This is a genomic window from Pseudomonas extremaustralis (assembly GCF_900102035.1).
GTDB classification, from domain to species: Bacteria; Pseudomonadota; Gammaproteobacteria; order Pseudomonadales; family Pseudomonadaceae; genus Aquipseudomonas; species Aquipseudomonas extremaustralis.
This window is the reverse complement of sequence record NZ_LT629689.1, coordinates 4574853-4595027: the sequence shown is the minus strand read 5'-3', so window position 1 is coordinate 4595027 and position 20175 is coordinate 4574853. Positions and strand designations below refer to the sequence as shown.

Annotated in this window: 19 protein-coding genes and 1 pseudogene; 8 read left to right on the top strand and 12 right to left on the bottom strand. The window is 58.2% G+C overall.

Translation table 11 applies throughout. The features are described 5' to 3' along the window. Positions 1-21: 21 nt before the first annotated feature. On the bottom strand, positions 22-1968 hold the full coding sequence (gene lapD, locus BLR63_RS21160) for a cyclic di-GMP receptor LapD (RefSeq protein ID WP_010563085.1): 1947 nt from the start codon (positions 1966-1968) through the stop codon (positions 22-24). 11 nt (positions 1969-1979) lie between these two features. Continuing rightward, complete coding sequence (lapG, locus tag BLR63_RS21155; RefSeq protein WP_042946492.1) at positions 1980-2672, bottom strand: cysteine protease LapG; 693 nt, start codon at positions 2670-2672, stop codon at positions 1980-1982. Between the two features lie 289 nt (positions 2673-2961). On the opposite strand from lapG, the gene bcsQ reads away from it, so the two are divergent. Beyond that, on the top strand, positions 2962-3921 hold the full coding sequence (bcsQ, locus tag BLR63_RS21150) for a cellulose biosynthesis protein BcsQ (RefSeq protein WP_010563087.1): 960 nt from the start codon (positions 2962-2964) through the stop codon (positions 3919-3921). After that, a complete protein-coding gene (locus BLR63_RS31320) occupies positions 3903-4064 on the top strand; it encodes a hypothetical protein (RefSeq protein WP_156791908.1) in 162 nt (53 codons plus the stop codon). Before bcsQ ends, BLR63_RS31320 begins: the two co-directional genes overlap by 19 nt. Positions 4065-4162: 98 nt before the next feature. Here the strand turns inward: BLR63_RS31320 and BLR63_RS21145 are convergent, their stop codons facing one another. From BLR63_RS21145 to BLR63_RS21125, 6 genes and pseudogenes are all read right to left on the bottom strand, one after another. Next, positions 4163-5350, bottom strand: a complete 1188-nt coding sequence (locus BLR63_RS21145; RefSeq protein ID WP_010563088.1) for a methyltransferase — start codon at positions 5348-5350, stop codon at positions 4163-4165. After that, complete coding sequence (locus BLR63_RS21140) at positions 5331-6020, bottom strand: ABC transporter permease (RefSeq protein ID WP_010563089.1); 690 nt, start codon at positions 6018-6020, stop codon at positions 5331-5333. The genes BLR63_RS21145 and BLR63_RS21140 overlap by 20 nt, the downstream gene beginning before the upstream one ends. After that, on the bottom strand, positions 6020-6712 hold the full coding sequence (locus BLR63_RS21135; RefSeq protein ID WP_010563090.1) for an ABC transporter permease: 693 nt from the start codon (positions 6710-6712) through the stop codon (positions 6020-6022). The genes BLR63_RS21140 and BLR63_RS21135 overlap by 1 nt, the downstream gene beginning before the upstream one ends. A 7-nt stretch (positions 6713-6719) precedes the next feature. Continuing rightward, positions 6720-6800: pseudogene (locus BLR63_RS32470) on the bottom strand (hypothetical protein); the annotation flags it as partial. Further along, a complete protein-coding gene (locus BLR63_RS21130) occupies positions 6787-7539 on the bottom strand; it encodes an ABC transporter substrate-binding protein (RefSeq protein ID WP_010563091.1) in 753 nt (250 codons plus the stop codon). The pseudogene BLR63_RS32470 and the gene BLR63_RS21130, both read right to left, overlap by 14 nt. Before the next feature lie 13 nt (positions 7540-7552). After that, positions 7553-8326 (bottom strand): ABC transporter ATP-binding protein, encoded by a 774-nt coding sequence (locus BLR63_RS21125; protein WP_010563092.1) that lies wholly within the window; start codon positions 8324-8326, stop codon positions 7553-7555. Positions 8327-8880: 554 nt separating this feature from the next. Here BLR63_RS21125 and gabP point away from each other — a divergent pair. Continuing rightward, positions 8881-10284, top strand: a complete 1404-nt coding sequence (gene gabP / locus BLR63_RS21120; RefSeq protein ID WP_010563093.1) for a GABA permease — start codon at positions 8881-8883, stop codon at positions 10282-10284. 122 nt (positions 10285-10406) lie between these two features. Here the strand turns inward: gabP and BLR63_RS21115 are convergent, their stop codons facing one another. Continuing rightward, positions 10407-10820, bottom strand: coding sequence for a hypothetical protein (locus BLR63_RS21115; RefSeq protein WP_010563094.1), 414 nt, complete (start codon positions 10818-10820; stop codon positions 10407-10409). Positions 10821-10837: 17 nt separating this feature from the next. Then, positions 10838-11776: an alpha/beta hydrolase family protein gene (locus BLR63_RS21110; protein ID WP_010563095.1), complete on the bottom strand. Its 939-nt coding sequence runs from the start codon at positions 11774-11776 to the stop codon at positions 10838-10840. 172 nt (positions 11777-11948) lie between these two features. Here BLR63_RS21110 and BLR63_RS21105 point away from each other — a divergent pair, with 172 nt between their 5' ends. Both BLR63_RS21105 and BLR63_RS21100 read left to right on the top strand, forming a co-directional pair. After that, complete coding sequence (locus BLR63_RS21105; RefSeq protein ID WP_010563096.1) at positions 11949-12914, top strand: arsenic resistance protein; 966 nt, start codon at positions 11949-11951, stop codon at positions 12912-12914. A gap of 87 nt (positions 12915-13001) precedes the next feature. Next, complete coding sequence (locus BLR63_RS21100; RefSeq protein WP_010563097.1) at positions 13002-14606, top strand: ArnT family glycosyltransferase; 1605 nt, start codon at positions 13002-13004, stop codon at positions 14604-14606. A 332-nt stretch (positions 14607-14938) separates the two neighbouring features. Here BLR63_RS21100 and BLR63_RS21095 read toward each other — a convergent pair whose 3' ends face one another. Further along, positions 14939-15184 (bottom strand): hypothetical protein, encoded by a 246-nt coding sequence (locus BLR63_RS21095; protein ID WP_010563098.1) that lies wholly within the window; start codon positions 15182-15184, stop codon positions 14939-14941. Between the two features lie 109 nt (positions 15185-15293). Then, on the bottom strand, positions 15294-15872 hold the full coding sequence (locus BLR63_RS21090) for a hypothetical protein (RefSeq protein WP_010563099.1): 579 nt from the start codon (positions 15870-15872) through the stop codon (positions 15294-15296). 1206 nt (positions 15873-17078) lie between these two features. Here BLR63_RS21090 and BLR63_RS21080 point away from each other — a divergent pair. The 3 genes from BLR63_RS21080 (at position 17079) to BLR63_RS21070 (ending at position 20169) form a co-directional block, all read left to right on the top strand. Further along, complete coding sequence (locus BLR63_RS21080) at positions 17079-17291, top strand: helix-turn-helix transcriptional regulator (RefSeq protein ID WP_010563101.1); 213 nt, start codon at positions 17079-17081, stop codon at positions 17289-17291. Between the two features lie 836 nt (positions 17292-18127). Beyond that, positions 18128-19204 carry a nucleoid-associated protein gene (locus tag BLR63_RS21075; protein WP_010563102.1) on the top strand — a complete coding sequence of 359 codons (1077 nt, stop codon included), beginning with the start codon at positions 18128-18130 and terminating at the stop codon, positions 19202-19204. Further along, the gene (locus tag BLR63_RS21070) at positions 19201-20169 is read left to right on the top strand and encodes a GTP pyrophosphokinase (protein WP_010563103.1); all 969 of its coding nucleotides are present in this window, start codon (positions 19201-19203) and stop codon (positions 20167-20169) included. Before BLR63_RS21075 ends, BLR63_RS21070 begins: the two co-directional genes overlap by 4 nt. Positions 20170-20175: the final 6 nt, after the last annotated feature.

Here is a 20175-nt window from a genome sequence, read left to right as displayed (position 1 = left end):
CAGGCATGATGACTCGACGCTCTACTTCCATGGCGCTGGTTCACCGACCAGTTGACCTTGCACCCCTTCGATACCCATCTCGCGAATCACGCGCAACTCACCTTCGGTTTCCACGCGTTCTGCAATCAACGGCAGATCGATGCTGTGGGCGGCACGCTGGATCGCCTCGATAAAAATGCGCTTGTGGCTTTCCTGATCAATGGCACGGATGTAGCTGCCGTCGATTTTGAGGTACGCCAGGCCCAGGTTCGCCAGGTTGCCGATCATGCTGAAACGCCCGCCGAAACGCTGCAGGCCAAGGCTGTATCCCAAGCTGCGCATGCGTCGGGTGAGACGCTCCAGTTGGTCTTGCTCAGGCACTTGCTCTTCGCCGATCTCCAGCGTCAGGCGCGTACCGAGTGTTGGGTGTTGCGCCAATCGCTCGAACATCCGCTCCAGGGCTTGTGGGTCATTCAAGGTCGTCGCCGAGAGGTTGAACGCCACCGATTGGTTGTGCTGTGTCAGGTGTTTGATCACCAGGTCGAGCATCAATTGGTCAAGGCGTGCGGTCCAGCCGAAGCGCTCCAGCCAGGGCAGGAAGTGCCCCGCCGCAATGGTCTGGTCCTGGTTGTCGAGCAGGCGCGACAGTACCTTGTAGTGCAGCACCTGACGGGTATCGCCGCTACGGACCACCGGTTGGAAAAACAAGCGGAAGCGCCCCTGATTCAGGGCCTCGTCGAGCAGGGTGTGCCAGTTATGCGGATCGTCGCTGACGGTGCCCTGGGTCTGGCGCTCCAGGCATACCCAGGTTTGGCCGCTACCGGCTTCAGCCTGGGCCAGGGCCTGGTCGGCCTGCATCAACAGGTCTGCCGAGGCATCGCCGGGGTTGTAGGGCGCGAGGCCGATGTAGGCCACGTTTTGCATGTCTGTGGCGCCTGTTTCGTACAGGCTGTGCAGGGTGGTTTCCAGCGTCTGGGCCAATTGCACCGCTTCGTGACGCACCAGGCCCGGGGCGAGCACCGCGAATTCGCCGCCGCGGCTGCGGGTGATCAGGTTTTGGGTTTTCGGGTACTTGGCGCAGGTCCGCACCAGTTGCTGGCTGACGGCTTGCAGCAGTTGGTCGGTGCGTTGCCCGCCCAGGCGCTGGTTGAGGCCGGCGAGGTCGTTGACCCGCAAGATCAGCAGGTAGCCTGAACTGGGTTCTTCCAGGTTGCTGACCCGCGAGCTGAGTTGCATCTCGAAATAACGCCGGTTCCCCAGCCCGGTCAGGCTGTCCTGGTAGGACTCCACACGCAGCTTCTCGCTGCGCTCGGTCTGTTCAGTGAACAACGCCTTGAGCTTTTCGACCATCTGGTTCATGGCCTGCACCACGCGCCGTAGTTCGGGGGTGCGGGGGAGGTCGGGCAAACTGATGAACTCGCGTCGCGCGATGGCGTGGGACTGTTCGACCATATAGTCCAGCGGCTTCAACTGACGGCGCAGCAACAGCGCGCCGAGCACCGCACTCACGGCGCCGCAGAGCAGCAACCAGCCCAGGCTGCCCAATGCGCTCTGCCACAGTTTGGCCAAGGCAAACATCGGGTGGCTGATCACCTCGACCCGTGCCGCCTGCTGCCAGCCTCGACTGACGATGGCATCGCCGCCGGCCGGCGCGAGGCCGATCATTTTCACGAACCAGACCGGCACGCCGCTGGCATCAGGCTCGGCGGCACGCTCCACCAGCACCTTGTTATTACTCAGGTCCACCACGCGGATGCTTGCATAGTAGCCACTGTCAAAAATCGAACTGACCATCAGCTCGGTCATCGCCGGGTCATCGATGTTCGGTGTCAGCGACAACGCCAGTGCGGTGGCCGCATCCTGGGCGTGGGAACGCAACTGGTTGACGTACTGCGCACGCGAGCTTTCCAGGCTGACGATGAAGCTACCGCTGAAGGCAACCACTAGAAACACACAGATAGCGATCAGCAATTGTTTGAACAGTGACATCGTAGCTCCTGTTAATTATCCGAACTGGCCGGAAACCCTTCGGCAGTCATTTTCTTCAAGACATCCTGCCAGCGTGACAGGCGCTTGCTATCACCGACTTTTTTGTTGCCCGCCGCGCCGGTCAGCCACAACCCTTCGCCGTTGAAAGCATAGACGGGCAGCAAATCCGGACGTTGACTGGCCGGCAGAATGGGGTCCATCAGGCTGTCCAGTACCAACGGCATGGCCTCCGGGCTTGCATAGTAGGTCAGTACCATATGCGCACGATTCTGGCGCAAAGCCTTGACGTAGGTTATGCGCAGCTTCTCGGCCGGGACGCCCAAGTGACGCAGGCTGAAGTATTTGGCGATGGCATAGTCTTCACAATCACCGGCACCTTTCCACAGAGATTGAATGGGCGTCGCCCAATAATCGATCTCATGCCACAGGTCGATATCTTCTTCGTAGTGCATCTGGTGGTTAAAGAACAAGTTGACCACATTGAGTTGTTCGGTCTCGCTGACCTGCTTTTGTGTCGCCAGCAGGTGTTGCCAGGCATCGATACGCTGGCGCCCGGCGCCCAGGGGGCCGTAAAGCGCCTCGGCGCGGCGGCTGATCTGGCTGAAATCCCAATCGGCGAGCAGATTGCCCAGCAGGCCGCCACCCAGCAACAGCGTGATGGCCAGACCGCACAGAAACCGAGGGAAGTTAAAGCGTATCGCCACTGCGATTACCCGAGCATGCAGCATTGAAGGTGCGGCAATGGTGCGGTGATACCGGGTAAAAAACAATGGCACGATGAAATCACATTGCAGCAATTTACCCTAATTAAGTGCCAGTAAATTGGCTATTTTCCGCTCGTCTGAAAGGGTTGTGGCAATTTCATCAAAATAATGACACCTCAGGGTCGCTGCCACAGAATGTCGCAACCAACGCGCCGACAAAGAGACTTGCGGTCAGCCTTATCTTGCCGACCTTTGACGTCTTTAATGGCACCGTGAAGGAGCTAGGGCCATGAGCCGTACAGATGATCTGTTTGCCCCGTTCGGCAAGAGCCTGACCCGGGAGCCCACGGCACGGAACGCTCGGCTGCACTTTTTTGGCACCCTTCCATTCGATGATGGCACCCGCGCCAACCAGAAAGACGGTTCGCGCTTTTCCGCCCATGCGCCAGCAGCCTATGAACAACCGCATCATTACGACTTGAGCGCACCGCGCCCAACCGTGGTGGCGCTGGTCTCGGTCAACGGCGGCGTGGGTCGCAGCACCCTGGCCACGGCCTTGAGCAGCGGCTTGCAGCGCTTGGGGCAGTCGGTGGTGGCGCTGGATCTGGACCCTCAAAACGCCTTGCGCCAGCATTTCGGCGTGGCCCCGGAACTCTTGGGCGTCGGCCGCGCGAGCCTGCTCGACACGCCCTGGGGGACGCTCCTGCAAGCCGGGTTTGCTGGCTGCCACGTGATCCCCTTCGGGCACACCGATATCAAGCAGAAGGACCACCTGCAGCATTGGCTCACACGCGAACCGGAGTGGTTGGCACAGCACCTGTCGACCCTGGGGTTGGACGAGCGCGCGATCATGCTTATCGACACCCCCGCCGGCAATAACGTCTATCTGCATCAAGCGTTGAGCGTGGCCGATAGCGTATTGGTCGTCGTCCAGCCGAATGCCGCGTGTCTCGGCACGCTTGACCAATTGGACGCGGTGGTGGCGCCTTATCTTGAGCGTGAGCGCCCGCCACATTGCCACTATGTGATCAATCAGTTGGAAGAAAACTCGGCGTTCAGCCTGGACATGGTCAATGCCTTCAAACTGCGCCTGGGCGACAACCCGTTGGACGTCGTGCATCGCGATCCATCGATCAGCGAAGCCCTGGCCTTTGCCACGGACCCGTTGGATAAGCTGACCGCGAGTGCCGCCCGCGACGACCTCAATAGACTCTGCCGGTTGTTGATCACATGGAAAAAACCTCGCTAAACCGCGCTTTATGCGCGAAACGCGAAATGTTTATGCACAATCGGCAGGTCGCCGATGGCGCGGAGCAGGGCGCAGGTGGAGCCATTCTCATCACGGCGCAACTGCCTGTTTTACGGGTGGTTTATGGTGTGAACAAAAAATGAACAAGCTGGCTTTTAGCCTGTATGACAGGCGGCGACAGGCGCTGTAAAGAATTCATCAACAGAGTTATCCACAGGCTGGGGTGCGACAATTTTGCCCTTTAATCGCGCTCGGCAAGCACCATCAGGTTGCGCGGCGTCAGTGTCGGCTCGCAGAAACGGCCAACCTCCACCCGGTAGCCATGCTCGGCAAGAAACAATGCCCGATCCAGTACCAGCCACACCTCCAACGGGCGCCGAAACAGACCACGCAGCAGTTCCAGGTTCCTGACCTCGGCCAGACGCTGCCACCCGTGGGCCTCCAGCGCCGTCCAATCCTGCTCGCCTGTGGATAACCCTTTGCGACGCGCCAGCTCCCGGCAATAGTCGGCGAACGGTTGGTCCAGCCAACCGGCGGGCAGGGACGGCGTGGGCAGGTACTCGTCGCAACCGCGCAATTGGCGTTGCAGCGCGTCGAACCCCAGGCGCCGGGCCATGGACGTGTCCCGTTGCCGGCGCACGCGGTGGCCGGCGGTGACGGTTTCGCTCAGCGGCAGGCCGAGGTCGTCGATCGACAGTTGCAAGTCAGAGGCCCGACCTGCGCGGGACAGGGCCTGATAATGCGTGGTGTTGATCCGGTTGTAGCAGCAGGGCGCCAGGGCCAGTTGCTTGCAGCCGGCGGCGCTGGCCAGTTGCAGCAGGCGCACGTGCAGGTCGCCACAGGCGTGCAGGGCGACGGGGGTGTGTTCGGCGCTGATCGCCACATCCGCCATCACGTCTTGCAGGCGGTGGGCCACGGCCAGCCCGTGGTGGTCGCTCAAGGCCTGGCCGGCGGCGATCAGGGCCGGGTCGTATTCCAGGCAGGTCAGTTGTTGACCTGTGTGTAACAGTCGACGCCCCAGGTGCCCTTTGCCCGCGCACCAGTCCAGCCAGTGGGTGGGCGTTTGCACAAACTGCAGCGCGGCGCCGAAGGCTTCTATCTGCTGCCATTTGCGTCCGGGCACATCGACATTCAGGCGATGGCGCGCCGGTTCCAGCGGATGGGTGGGCAACTTATCCACAGCACTGAGGCGCAAAGCCTGCTCCGTCAGCTGTGGAAAAGGCGCTGGCGCCGGCAATTCATGGGGGTGGTTGTGAGCATGTTCGGCTTCGGCCAACGAGCGTTGACGCAGCCACGTCGCAAGTGCGGGATGGGCGGTTTCCCAGGGTAGCTGCCGATGGGTAAAGGGCCGTGGACGCCACAGCCCTTGGTGCTCGATCAGAAACGCATCCAGCGCTTGGAAGCGTGCCTCAACGTCCCTGGCAGGCATCGACGCGCAGCCAGCGTTCCAGCAGTTTGAAGCCGCGAACCAGGAGGTAGGAGATCAGCAGGTAGAACACGCCGGCGGTGAAGAACATCTCTACGGTCAGGTAGTTGCGCGCAATGATGGTCCGGGCCATGCCGGTCAGTTCAAGCAGCGTCACGGTGCTCGCCAGGGAGCTGGCCTTGAGCATCAGGATGACTTCGTTGCTGTAGGCCGGCAGCCCGATGCGCGCGGCGCGGGGCAGGATGATGTAAATCAGCGTCTTGGCTTTGGACATGCCCAGCGCACGGGCCGCTTCGATTTCGCCGGGCGGAATGGCCTGGATCGCACCGCGCAGGATCTCGGCGATGTAGGCCGCCGTGTGCAGCGTCATGGTGGCCGTGGCACACCAGAACGGGTCACGCAGGTAGGTCCACATGAAGCTTGAGCGGATGCTGTCGAACTGGGCCAGGCCGTAATAGACCAGGAACAGCTGCACCAGCAGCGGTGTGCCGCGGAAGAAAAAGATATAGGCGTAGGGCAGCGAGCGTATGTACCAGCGCTTGGATGAGCGCGCGATGCCCAGTGGGATGGCCAGGATCAACCCGAGAATCACGGCAATGCCGACCAGCTCCAGGGTCAGGATGGCGCCCTGCACAAACTTCGGCAGCCACTTGATGATGACTTCCCATTCCATTACGTCGTCCTCACGAAGCCGCGGGCGGCGCGTTTTTCCAGGAAGTGCATCGCGACCATCGACAGTGACGTCAGGCCCAGATAAATCAACGCAGCGACCATATAGAAGGTGAAAGGCTGTTTGGTGACGGTCACGGCGATTTGCGCATGGCGCATGATTTCTTCAAGGCCGATGACCGTGACCAGCGCGGTGTCTTTCATCAGGATCAGGAACAGATTGCCCAGCCCTGGCAGGGCGACGCGCCACATCTGCGGCATGATCAGCCGGGTGAAGATACGAAACTTCGACAGACCCAGTGCCACGCCGGCTTCGCGGTGGCCCTTGGGAATGGAGATGATCGCGCCGCGCAGCACTTCGGTGGCGTAGGCGCCAAAACACAGGCCCAGGGCGATCACGCCGGCGGCAAAGGCGCTCAGGGACAGGTCGGGAATGTCGAGCAGTTCGCCCAGCTTGCGCATGGCGTTGATCGTGCCGAAGTAGATCAACAGCACCCACAACAGCTCCGGCACGCCGCGAACGATGGTCGAATAAGTACCGCCAAGCCATTGCAACGGCTTGTACGGGGACGTCTTGGCCAAGGCGCCGGCCAGACCGAGTGCCAGCCCCAGGCACAGGGCGCTGAGCGCCAGCTTGACGGTCATCAGCGCGCCAGCGGCGAGCGCCGGGCCGAATCCGTAGAGATCGAAAGTCATGGTGTTTTCATATCGCGGCAGGCATTGCGAAAGGCCGGCGCGCTCCGTTGAGCGCGTCGGTCAGGTCGTTCAGGTCATTCGATGCTGAACGGGAAGTACTTGTCGTTGATCTTCTTGTAGGTGCCGTCTGCCTTGATCTCTGCCAGGGCTTTGTTCAGGCGCTCGCGCAGTGGGTCGCCCTTGCGCACGGCGATACCGATCTTGTCGCTCTCGACCACTGGGTCGCCTTTGAATTCGTAGGCGGAACCGTCTTTGCTCTTGAGCCATTCGTATTGCACGTACTTGTCGGCGAGGATGCCGTCGAGTCGGCCGGAGGTCAGGTCGAGGTAGGCGTTTTCCTGGGTGTCATAAAGCTTGGCGGTGGTTTCCGGCAGCTTGTCTTCCAGGTAGGTACCGGCCAGGGTCGCCCGTTGTGCGCCGATGATCTTGCCCTTGAGGTAGCCCGCATCGGTCTTGAAGTCGGTGGTGGCTTTTGGTGCGATGAACTGCAGTTTGTTGGAGTAGTACGGGTCGGTGAAGTCGACGGCCTGCTTGCGCTCGTCGGTGATCGACAGCGAGGACACCAGGAAGTCGAACTTCTTGGCGTTCAGGGCCGGGATGATGCCGTCCCAGTCCGACACATACACTTCGCATTTTTCGACTTTCATCTTGGCGCACAGAGCGTCGCCGATGTCTTTGTCGAAGCCGACGACGTTGCCGCTCGCGTCTTTATTGTTGAAGGGCGGGTAGGCCGCTTCGATCCCCATCTTCAGGGTTTCTGCCATGGCCGTGGCGCTGAACGCCATCGAGACGGCCGCAGCCAGAAGGAATTTTTTGTAGTTCTGCATGCATGTTGCTCCGTTAGCGGTTGCTGGACATGAATTGTTTGCAGCGCGCCGAAAGCGGGTGATCAAACACCTGCTGTGGCGATCCTTGCTCTTCGACCAGGCCCTGGTGCAGGAACACCACTTCACTGGACACCTGGCGGGCAAACCCCATCTCGTGGGTGACCAGCAGCATGGTGCGGCCTTCTTCAGCCAGCGCGCGGATGACATTAAGTACTTCCTGGACCATTTCCGGGTCAAGGGCGGAAGTGGGCTCGTCGAACAGGATGACTTTGGGCTGCATCGCCAGGGTGCGCGCGATGGCCGCCCGTTGCTGCTGGCCGCCGGACAATTGCGCGGGGTAGGCGTGGCGCTTGTCGCCGATGCCGACCTTGGCCAGCAGGGCTTCGGCCACTTCGATGGCTTCGGCCTTGCTCTGGCCGAGCACACGGCGGGGGGCCTCGATGATGTTGTCGAGGATGCTCATGTGCGGCCACAGGTTAAAGTTTTGAAACACAAAACCGATTTCGCTGCGCAGGCGGTTGATCTGCTTGCTGTCGGCGGCCATCAGCTCACCATTCTTGGCGGCCTTGAGCTTGAGCTCCTCGCCGGCCACCAGGATCTGGCCCTGGTGCGGGTTTTCCAGCAGGTTGATGCAGCGCAGGAAGGTGGACTTGCCGGAACCGGAGGAACCCAGGATCGAGATCACATCGCCGTCGCGAGCGGTCAGCGAGATACCCTTGAGTACCTCCAGCTCACCATAGCGTTTATGCAAGTTGCGGATTTCAAGCGCGGGCGTGGCCTCGGCCATGTGGGGTCCTCATTGTATTCATTGCGTTCCTGCTGTTGGGCCGCCTTCCTGGCGAGGCGTCAAGCTAGCATAGCGTCCTGACGGCAGCCAACAGCGTGGCCGGCGGTAAACAGGCGGTGTGCGGCAGGGTGTCGCATCGGCACAGCAGGGTGTCGCGCCATCAACAACCGAACAACCGTTTTAACCTGTGACGCCGAAGGCTTCGCGTAAAAAAGGGCGCGATGGTGCCAGCTTTGGCCGGGGGTTGGAAGGGTTAACCGGGCAAACGGTGCGCATCGGCACTTTTGTGGGGCGTTACCTGTTTCGCGTGGGTGTTTATGGTGCGTTTATTCCCATGCAAAGTGGGTCGCACGGTAACGCTATAGCTAAATGCCATTGTTCTCAATGACTTGCAACAGTTGAAGAATCGTCCTACAGCCCGCGTCAATCGCGGATTTGTAACATTTTGGCGCAAATCTTGCGTAAAAAATAAAGAACGCTCTGTTTGTTTCTTTTCACGACCAAGAGTACAGGCCGGGCGAACCGTTTTCGCAATTCCTCGCAAAGGTGTGTCAATGAGTAGTACGCATAGCTCCAATGACCTCGAACAGGGGCTCAAACCGCGTCACGTCACCATGCTGTCGATCGCCGGCGTCATTGGTGCCGGTTTGTTTGTCGGCTCCGGCCACGCGATCGCCGCCGCCGGCCCCGCCGTACTGCTGGCGTATGCCGCTGCCGGCGCGCTGGTGGTCCTGGTGATGCGCATGTTGGCCGAAATGGCCGTGGCGTCGCCGGACACCGGTTCGTTCTCCACCTACGCCGACCGAGCGATCGGCCCATGGGCCGGCTTTACCATCGGCTGGTTGTACTGGTGGTTCTGGGTGCTGGTGATTCCATTGGAAGCCAACGCCGCCGCGACCATTCTGCATGCCTGGTTCCCCAGCGTGGCCATTTGGGCGTTTACCCTGATCATCACCTTGCTGCTGACGGTGACCAACCTGTTCAGCGTGAAGAACTACGGTGAGTTCGAGTTCTGGTTCGCCTTGATCAAGGTTGTGGCGATCATTGGCTTTGTGATTCTCGGCCTGGCCGCGATCTTCGGTTTCCTGCCGACCAGCCAAGTCAGCGGCGTGTCGCACCTGTTCGACACCCAAGGCTTCATGCCCAACGGCATGGGCGCGGTATTGGCAGCGATCCTGACCACCATGTTCTCGTTCATGGGCACCGAGATCGTGACCATCGCAGCGGCTGAGTCGACCAACCCAAGCCAGCAAATCACCAAGGCCACCAACTCGGTGATCTGGCGGATCGGTTTGTTCTACCTGCTGTCGATCTTCATCGTCGTGTCCCTGGTGCCATGGAACGATCCGACCCTGGCAGCTGTAGGTTCCTACCAGACCGTGCTGGAACGCATGGGCATCCCGAATGCCAAGCTGATCGTCGACCTGGTGGTATTGGTTGCCGTGACCAGCTGCCTGAACTCGGCGCTGTATACCGCTTCGCGCATGCTGTTCTCCCTGGCCCGTCGCGGGGATGCACCGGCTGTGGCCAAGCGCACCAACGATAGCGGCACCCCTTACTGGGCAGTGATGCTGTCCACGGGCGCCGCGTTCCTGGCGGTATTCGCCAACTACGTGGCTCCTGCCGCAGTGTTCGAGTTCCTGCTGGCCAGCTCCGGCGCCATCGCGTTGCTGGTGTACCTGGTGATCGCCGTATCGCAACTGCGCATGCGCCAGAAGAGCATTGCCGCGGGCGAGACGCTGGCCTTCAAGATGTGGCTGTTCCCGGGCCTGACCTACGCGGTGATGATTTTCATCGTCGGTACGTTGACCATCATGCTGTTCCAGGAAGCGCATCGCGTCGAAATCATCGCGACCGGCGTGCTGAGCCTGCTGGTAGTGGCGGCAGGGCTGATTGTGGCCAGCCGTAACCGTCGCAAGGCCCAGCGCCTGGGTGCCACCGCCACTGCGCATGGCTGATGAAACGCTGTCGTTAAACATGTAGGCGCGGGCTTGCTCGCGATAGCGGTGAATCAGTCAGCATCTATGGTGACTGACATACCGCAATCGCGAGCAAGCCCGCTTCCACATTGGGTTGGGCGTCAGTCCTGGGAATTGGCCAGCGCTTCGGAGGCCGCGACGTAGTCTGCCTGGAACGCCGGCGACTCGATCCATGCCAGCGCCGCCGCTTCATCCTCGGTGTCCGTGGCCCACTGCCGATACTCGATCAGCGCCGCCAGGATAAAGTCGGTGGCTTCTTCTTCGCCTTCCTGCTCCAGCACCAGCGCCAGCAACGGGTGCCCCAGGAACACCGCACACAGGGCCTGTTGGCTGATCTCGCCTGCGCTGCGCATCTCAACGAACAACTCGGTCAAATCCACCGATTCAAGATCGATGCGGTTGTCATCGCCGGCAAACGCATCCGGCTTGGCCGCGACGGCACGCTGGGTACGGTTCTGCTTGGCCTTGGTCTTCGCCCGCTGGGCACGTTTTTGCTGCTTGTTCGGCGAAGCCATGGGCTCACGTCCTTGGGTCAGGATCTGGGTGGGGTATTGAAGCGCAGGTTGGGGGAAATCCCAAGGGTATCCTCCGTTAATTGGCCGTTTTGAAGCCACGTCAGCGCAATCGGCCACAACCGATCCTGATACTCGCTGCGAAAAAACGCGAAATGTCCGACCTGTTTTTCGCCGATATCTTCAGGAGCGATGCGCAGGTGAGTGCGTTCGCTGCTGTTGAAGTAGCCGAGCAGTCGTTCGATCGCCGCCACTGTGCCGAAGGGGTCGTCGGTGATGCTGATCGCCAGCATCTGCGCTTTCACCCGGCTGAATGGCAGGCTTCCCAAGGTCCGCCCGCTGGGCCGGGTTTCATAGCGCGGCGTCGGCGTGCTCCAGTCGCGCACCACGCCTGCTGGTGTGTCCTCCAGCCAACCCAGCCGCTTACCGGGGAAGTACCCGCACAGCGCCGTGACCAGTGGCATCACCACGTGCCACTTGGCCAGCATCCGCCAACGCCCGCTCGCCTGGTAATCGCGCCAGTAGGCAAACTGCGCGCCTACCGTGACGATCCGCCGGATCACTGCGCCCGATGCGCCGAGCCCCGCTGCACAACCGCCGAAACTATGGCCGACCACGTCAATCGGTTGTCCCGGAAACTCCCGCTGCGCCCGCACCAGAATCGCCTCGAAATCCAGCACGCCCCAATCCGACCACGAGGCCTTGAAGCCCCGCAACGAACCGCTACGGGACTCGCCGATGCCGCGATAGTCGTAGGTGATGACATCGAAACCGTTGGCGAACAGATAGTCGGCAAAGCGCGAGTAATGCCGGCAACGCACGGAAGTGGCGGCGTTGATGATCACGACCGGGCGTTCGAGGTCGGTGCGCGGGTGGCGCCAGGTGAAGCCGCCCAGGGGATAGTTGTCGGCGGCGGGTTCGCGGAACGCTTCGGGGGCGGGGCGGGTGGGTAGGTTCATCGGTCGGCTCGGTCCTTGCGCTTTTGGGGGTGGAGCCCGGAGGCCCGCGCGCTTTTTATAAGAAATCGAAACTAACAAATTTAGCGCCCGTGGGCGCGAAGAGTGTCGCGATGCTCGACCTTACCCGCCTGGATGCTTAGGCTGGCGGTCTTTCGATTGACCCGAGCCGGCCATGACCCGCGACACCCTGGAACACCAGCAGATCCCGATCTACTTCGCCGCCGTGCTTTTGGCCGGCGTTTTCGGCTTGCTCGCGCCTCAGTTGGCCCATGGCCTCGGCGTGCTGGTCACGCCGGCCATCGCGGTGCTGATGTACGCCATGTTCTTGCAAATCCCCTTCCTGGACTTGCGTCATGGTTTGGGTCACAAGCGTTTCCTGTCGGCGTTGTTACTGGCCAATTTCATCCTGGTGCCGTTGCTGGTGTGGGCCTTGACCCGTGGCCTGGTCGAGCGCCCGGTGTTGCTGGTGGGGGCTTTGCTGGTGTTGCTGACGCCGTGTATCGACTACGTGGTGGTGTTTACCCATATCGGCAAGGGCGATTCGCGGTTGATGCTGGCGGCGACGCCGGTGCTGTTGTTGCTGCAGTTGCTGCTGTTGCCGGTGTACCTGGGTTTGATGCTGGGGGCGCACTCCGCAGTGGTGGTGGCGGCCGCGCCGTTTATCGAGGCGTTCCTGTGGCTGATTGTGCTGCCGATGGTGCTGGCGGTGCTCACCACGTCGCTGGCGCGGCGGTCGGCGCTCGTCAATGCCTGGAACAACGCCTGGGCCTGGCTACCGGTGCCGGCGATGGCGCTGGTGCTGTTCGTGGTGATCGGTGCGCAAATCACCTCGGTGGTGCGTGACATCAACCTGTTGCTGCCGGTGATCCCGGTGTATATCGGCTTCCTGGTGCTGGCGCCGCTGATGGGGGCGCTGGCCGCGCGGCTGTTCGCGTTACCGGCGGCCACGGCGCGGGCGGTGACGTTCAGCGCGTCGACGCGAAATTCGTTAGTGGTGCTGCCCCTGGCACTGGCCTTGCCCGATGACGTGCGCGGGCTGGCGGCGACGGCGGTGATCCTGCAAACCCTGGTCGAACTGGTCGGTGAGTTGATTTACATCCGGCTGATCCCACGGTGGGTGTGGCGCGCAGGTCGGTAAAAGCGGGAATGTGAAGGTTTGTTCAGGCGTTATTCAGGGGGGCATTTGGCACCATACGCCCGCGTTCCCCACCTGACAGGTTTACCGATGGATTTTCGCAACCGTTTTCGCCTGGAATCCCTGGGCATTTTCCTGATTGCCTTGTTGTTGTTCACCCTCGGCATCTGGGATGAGCAGCCTCAAGGTTTTGACGGACGCTGGGCGCTGTTCCTGCAAGAAATGTTTCGCCATGGCGCGAGTCTTTTCCCCACCACCTATGGGCAGCCTTACGCGGACTATCCCGGCACCGCGACGTTTTTCAGTTTTGTCTTTGCCCGATTGTTCGGTGCGCCTAACCACCTGGCGAATATCCTGCCCACCGCGCTGGCCTCTGCCGGAGTGGTTGCGCTGATCTATCGCTTGCTGGTGCCTTCCAGTCGCCCGTGGGCGCTGTTGACGGTGCTGCTGACCTTGCTCACCACCCAGTTGCTGGAGAAGTCGCGCTCGGTGTGTCTGGATCAGATGGTGGCGCTGTTATGCGTAGGCAGTTTCTACCTGCTGCACAGCGGTGAACGTCTTGGCTCGCGGCTGCGGCAGCTTGCGGTGTTTCCTTTGTTCATCCTGGGTTTTGCGATTCGCGGGCCGCTGGGGCTGATCGAGGTGTGCGGCGTGGTCTGCGTGTACTGGGCGCTGGGCAAGCCTGGGGAGCGGGTCAAGCAGGTGTTGATTCATGGCATCGTCGGCTTGGTGTTGCTGGCGGGTTGCTGGTGGCTGCTGGTGAAACTCGCGCGCCTCAGCGGTGGCGATGCGTTTGCCGATGACGTGTTCAGGATGCAAGTGGGCGGGCGCCTCGATGAGACCGGCGAGCCGTTTTATTTCTACTTCCAACTGAGCCTGTACCGTTACTTCCCGGTAGTGCCGTTGGCGTTGGCCACGTTGGTTGCGCTGCGTCAGCGCCTGTTCCAGGGGGGCAATGCCGATAGCCAATTGGTCGTGCGGCTCGGTGCGTGTGGCTTGATGATCCTGCTGGGTTTGTCGGTGCCGCATTTCAAGCGTGCTTACTACATTCTGCCCATGGTGCCGATGTTTGCCGCTGTGGCCGCCTATGGGCTGCTCCAGGCGCAAGGCTGGCTCGTGGGTGTGCGTCGGGGCTACGAATGGCTGGTGGCGGCGTTGCCGGCGTTGTGCGTGGTTGCCATCTTCGTCTGTCGGCATGGGTGGCAGAAACATGGCTACTGGCCGGAGGTGTCGTTGCCGGCGTTGATTGGCGTGCTGTTGGTGCTGCAAGTGGCGGCACTGCTGGCCTGGCGCCGGGCGGGGCGGCTGGTCTTGCTCAGCCTGTTCGCGCTGGCGGCGCAGTGGCTGGTGCTGGTGAGCGTCGTGGAACCCGCCAAGGACCTGCAGTTCGACACCCGCAATTTTGTCCGTCAGGTAGAGGCACTGCGCGTATCGCAGCCTGGGCCATTGGTGTTCCTGAACCTTGGCAAAGACACCTGGGCGGTGCGCTACATGATGAACCTGGATCATGACGAGCAGCCGTTGTTTATCAGCGCTGCGCAGGTTGAACGGCTGGATTCGCTACCCCGGCCATCGTGGGTCATCGTGGCGCGCAAGGAAACCGAACTGCTGCAGGGAACACCTCTGGAGCATCTGGCGCCAAGCTTCCAGGGTCGGTTGAACGACAACCCGTTGATGGTGTTTTTGCTGCAATAAGTGCTTTGCGCGAGGCTGGCATCCCTCGAAATGCGGGATGCCAGCGTTGGGGGCAGGGCAATAAATCCGAGGCAATAAAAAACCCGCACTAGGCGGGTTTTTATGTGTTTCAGATGACGTTTGCACCACCTGAAACTAATTAGTGGTGCCAGAGACGGAATCGAACAGTCTTCTGAAAGTCAGGTTGTTTATGGTCTTTAATGGTTTCGTTTCTTAAATCTACTCACAAATCTACTCGCTTTTTTGAAATCTACCTGCTGACGAGTTTCTTCAGTGAGCATCCAGCTATAGCCAGCAGTGTTACCCGGCTAGCTGATGAACGGTGCTAAATGTCACGCCTCGGAAAAGCCCAGAGCGGTGAGCCTGAACGCATCCCCTTGGGGCAATATCTCCACCCAGTTCTGCGTCGCGGCAAATTCCATACCAGGCTTGAAGTCGCCCGCTTCCAAGCCACGCGAATGCCAAACCGACAGAAAGTTGTTAACTCTCAAAACGTCTTCGGGGCGCCTGTTGAAGTGACCCACAAATATATCCAAGATCGCGCGGGCGGTTTGTTCTGGTGAGGGCAGAGAGGCCATTTTGTCACTCCTGTTAATAAGCCTAAGGCGCGGCATGCGATTGCACGCAGGGCTGGCAACGCTAACAACGGGGAAATTGAATGTCCACCGGCAGTAGCCGTCATCTGTATCAGGCCACTGTATGGCGGCAGCGGGACACTTCTTTCCCATACCCATCAATCGACAATCCGCATTCGTACTCAACAAACTCAACCTCGGCCTCTTGCTCGCCATCCCTACCTCCGTAGATGGTATAGCTTTCCCGTCTGGCCAATGAATCCCCACATTTGGGACATACAAGATCGCTTTCCTTAATCAATTTAGACAGCGTGGTCAGTCGGTCTTGAATGGTTTGGAGTTCTTCCTCCTTTGATTCAACTTCCTCGCGATGCGTGGCGCCATCACTTCTCAGGCGGGTAATCTCGTCCTGGGCAACCTTGATCCGATCCGCGAGGGCAGATGCTAAGGCGTCGGGGGTTTGAGACTTCAAGGCCGCAATCTGTTCATCCTTGTCGACCAGGCGCTCTTTGAGCAGTTGAATCACGGCGTCTTTCTGTTGCACCAAAACCCGGTACAGCACAAACAGGGTGATGATGAAGCCGGTAATTGAAACGACCTGGGTGTAAAAAATTACTTCTGTTGTCATGACCATATTCCTTGGCATCAGTGCCTGTGGACGCAGCTTACCTTCGTCGAACGGCTTTGACATGACCCTTCCTGATCAGGGCCGCTTTGTACCTCTTACGCTTTCTAGCACTCTCTGGAACTCTTCTTTCAACTTTGCGTGAGGATCCAGCGCTGGCGAAGGCCTGGATTTGCGAGGAGTGACTTTTGACCTCTTTACCGCAGCGCGAGAGTCAAACAGCAGTGCATTCTCAGATGGCGGGCGCTTATCAATCGAGTATGCCTCAATGTATGCGTCTGCCCATGCATCCAGCTCGAGCCGATCAAAGCCGACGCCCTGTCTGCCGATGGGGAATTCGCTGACGTGTGGGCGAACCGTCTTGTCGAACTCCGCCCGGCACATTCCCAGATAGGACGGTGCGTGCTTGGCTCTAAGGATTCGAGGTTGCCCATATGGGTCAGTCATTGGGGCGCGCCAGATGAAGGGCATGGTGTGTTGGCTCTATCGCGATGCTAGAGACTTGGTAGGATGGCGTGGCCTCGATCTTACTCTGCAGTGAGCGCCGGTTAGGGACGTGGGGTCGAGGCCGCACCAAAATCTCAGTGTAGCGCTGGCTCCTAGAGTCGCTTCGCGGAGTGCCGAACGGCTCTTGCAGTGCTTGGTGTCCTAACGGGCTGCGACTGCCTGATACATGGAGGCGTTGATGAGCCCGTCCGCTTCAAGAGCAGCGGATGGATCGATGCAACCGACGTCGCCAAGGGCTTCGAAAAGAAGCCGGTAGAATGGCTTCGCCTTCCAGCCACTGAGCGGTATATAGCTGCTTTAGCCAGGGTGATGCCTTCACATGGCAAAGTGGGATTATCCCACCTTGGGCTTGATGTCCGAAAGTCGGACTTCAAACTCGTCGAAAACCGGCAATATCTTGCCGCACTGGTTGAAGCCCTAAATACCCGTGATTCCGGTGATTTAATTCACACTCAACTCGGCCGCAATAGCATGGGTAATGGGCTGTGAACGCAAAGTGAGCCAGGATCACTTTGGTCTCCTTGTTATCGAGCGAGGTGACCAGGCACCGGACACGTGGTTTCGCTCAAAAATGTCTGTGGTAACACTCCCCACCAAGTCAGTAAAAGCGTTAGCCCGCTGTTAAATGTGGGGAAATCCCACCTTTAACGATGATTGCTAAGGGTCGGAAAAATATCCGATCAGGGTCGGAAAGCATGTCGACCAACATGCGATGGGACAAAGGTGGCGTCTAATGTAGAGGCCGATTAAAGCGAGGAAATACCCGTGGAGCCAAAACGCACCGCCCTGGTGGGCAACGCAGAAGTAATCAAGATGCTCGGCATGCAGAGCGTGTCCGGGCTGAACAAACTGCGGGTTCGCGACAAAACGTTCCCGGCGCCGATCAAAACGAGTGACTCACGCGGCGCCCGCTGCCGCTTCGATCCGGTCGAGGTCGAACAGTGGATCGCAGACAAGAAGGCTGCCCGCAACCAGTGAGGAAATGTGAGCAGCCATTGCCCTGTGACTATGTGTGACGCTGCGTGACATTGGTGTTATTCGCCTTTGTCGCCGGGGGCGTACCTATTTTGCGTGATACGCCCACCAGTCGCTTATCGAGACCATGGGGACTGCAGCTCTGTCGTGACCAGTCACGTTAGTCCAGAACGTTAGCAGGCGGTCACCTTCGGAGTGGCGGGGCTCAGCTCCCTGTTTCCAGCCGATCAACGTGGTTCGGGCCACCCCGATTGACTCTGCAATCGCCTGCATCGGAAGGCCTGCGCGTGATATTTCGTTGATCACTTGAAACCAATCAATTGAGCGCGCCGGCGCCGCCCGACGGCTCATGAAACACCAGCAAACGCGCGCGCGCGCGAGAGCTCTTCCTTTAACCGTGTCAATAGCGGCATTTCACTGATCACTCATCAGCTCCGACATTTGGATTTTCGACCATGGTTTTTGGTTGGTTCGGAAGACGTCTTCTGCCGGACTGCTGGCCGCTGCGGATGTCAAACTCATGCTAAGCACTCCGATCCCCCCAGTTCAGCGCCGGGCCTGGTAGCTGCCAGTGGCTTGCTTGCCGCTCTGCTCAACCTCGTTCATGCCTCACCAAGGCTGGCGTTTGTGAAGAATCTCTACCAAGTGGCGGCCCTTTGCTATATTCCATTCGTCCGGAGGGTGCTTACTGAGGTGCAATGAGCACTGCCTTTCCGGCAATGTGAACACCTAGCAGGCTTGGGTAGGGACAAGCGAAGGGCCGAGCCTGCTAACGCAATGCGCTGTTAAAAATATAAAACTCTAAAACTAAGCAAGATTTCGGAACTGATAGGGACATTATGAGCAAGTTCGAATTTGAAGCTCTCACCATTGAACGAATGATAGCGCATACGATTTTCCCTAGGACGAAAGATGGACTACTCGTTAAGCCTCAGCTGTCTAATGATTTAATACCGCTGGATGTTGACTCTAGGGATTTGGTACAGATCCGCGTGACAGATGCTCTGGGCAGCACATCTCATGGAATAGAGATTAATGTCGAGAAGTCAGGCGATGGTTCCTTCATGCAGAAGGCCGCGGCGATCATCAGAATGAATGACGTGGACTTTGTAGCTAAATCCAAGATTGTCGCCAACGACCTAGCCGATGCTCAAACGAATCCTAAATGGCCTGGCGGTATATTGATCGTGTTAACCGGCAAGGTAGGTAAAAATCAAAGTCCATATGCGGCAGTTATCAAGGCTGAAACAGACAAAGGCTTCAATATTGAAGAGGTGAACGGCTCTGTCAGCTTGACGCTTATCAAGAAGATGCTTTTGTCTCAAACACAGCGTCTGTACAAGATTGGCATAGTAGTTGAGATTTCATATCAGGCTCCGGTGAAAGATTTGTATTCGCCAGAGAATTACAGGTATTTCCTATTTGATCACCTTCTCACAAGTACCGAGACGAAGTCTGCTGCTGCGTATTTCTATAATGCTTTTTTGGGCATGAATATTGTGGGGTCTTCTAAATATCAGACTCGGAAGTTCTATGAAACAACAAAGACTTTCATTAATGCACTCCCAATAAACGCAACCGAGCGAGGTGCTTTGTTAGAAGCGTTGCGTTCTGATTTGCGTAGTAACAAAGGGACTATGTCGATTGCCACCTTTGCAGATGAGCATCTTCCCAAGGAACAAAGGGATGAATACAAGAAAACGATGTCAGCAACCGGGCTACCCGATACCGCGATGATTAAAGACCTTGCTTATATTAAGGCGAAACTTCGTCGGCCGCGTAGGATTGACTTCAACACAGGGATCAAAATTCAAGTCCCCGCAGACGTAGATTTTAGCGAGCATGTTCAAGTTGAATCCCAGGTCGCAGGCTATACACAAGTTCGAATTAAGGGCGTAGTTGAAGGTCAAGAATGACAACGCTTGAGGAGTTTAAAGACCGTCTAACAGCCGCTCAGCCTAGCTTGAAGGTATGGGGGGACTTTGTCCGCGAGGCTGTTAAGGCGATCTCCAAATCCGAAGGCATAACTCTTCAGATACTTAGTGGTAGGGTCAAAGAAATAGACTCTGCAATTGGCAAGCTGTCTAGGAAACCGTACAAGAATCCCATGTCTGATATGACAGACCTGGTAGGTGTTCGCGCAGTTTGCCTGCTTAGCCCTGACGTTGACAGGCTATGCGCTTCGTTGATGCTGCACCCGGAATGGAAAATTCAGAAGTCTCGAGACACCTCGAAAGAGTATGAGCAAGCACCCGAAAAATTTGGCTACCAATCCCATCATTTCGAGGTGCGTGCTAAAATTGACTTTGATATTGATGGGGTTGTCGTTCCGGCTGATACATGTTGTGAGCTCCAAGTTAGAACTTTGATGCAGCATGCGTATGCGGAGGTTGTACATGATAGTATCTACAAAAGTTCGTGGGGTGCCCCTACCCGAGCGATTAGGTTTGTTTCAAGCAGTGCGGCGCTGATTGAAACTGCAGATCACCTTTTTTGTGAGACTATGAATATTTTAGAGTTGGAGACCAAGTCCCGCGGTGAGCTGCTTGAGCAGCTTACAGGTCTTTACGACTCAAAAATAAAAGTTAAAGGCTTTAAAGATCAAAAATTTAACATGATGGTTCTAGAAGAGCTAAAGGATTTTATTGATGATAATACCCTTCCAAAGCTGTCTGACTTTTTGAATGAGCGAAGCTATATAGCTGATAGGGTAAGCTCTAGAATTAACTCTGATGTATTTTGGTCTCAGCCAGTTTCAATGCTGGCGTATCTCTTGGTACACGATCATCTGTATTTGATAAAGGAAGCTTGGCCTTTCTCTGAGTCTGAGGACGCCTTAGCTATGGTTTATAGCGATCTTGGTAAGAAATTTGCTAACTGAAAAACT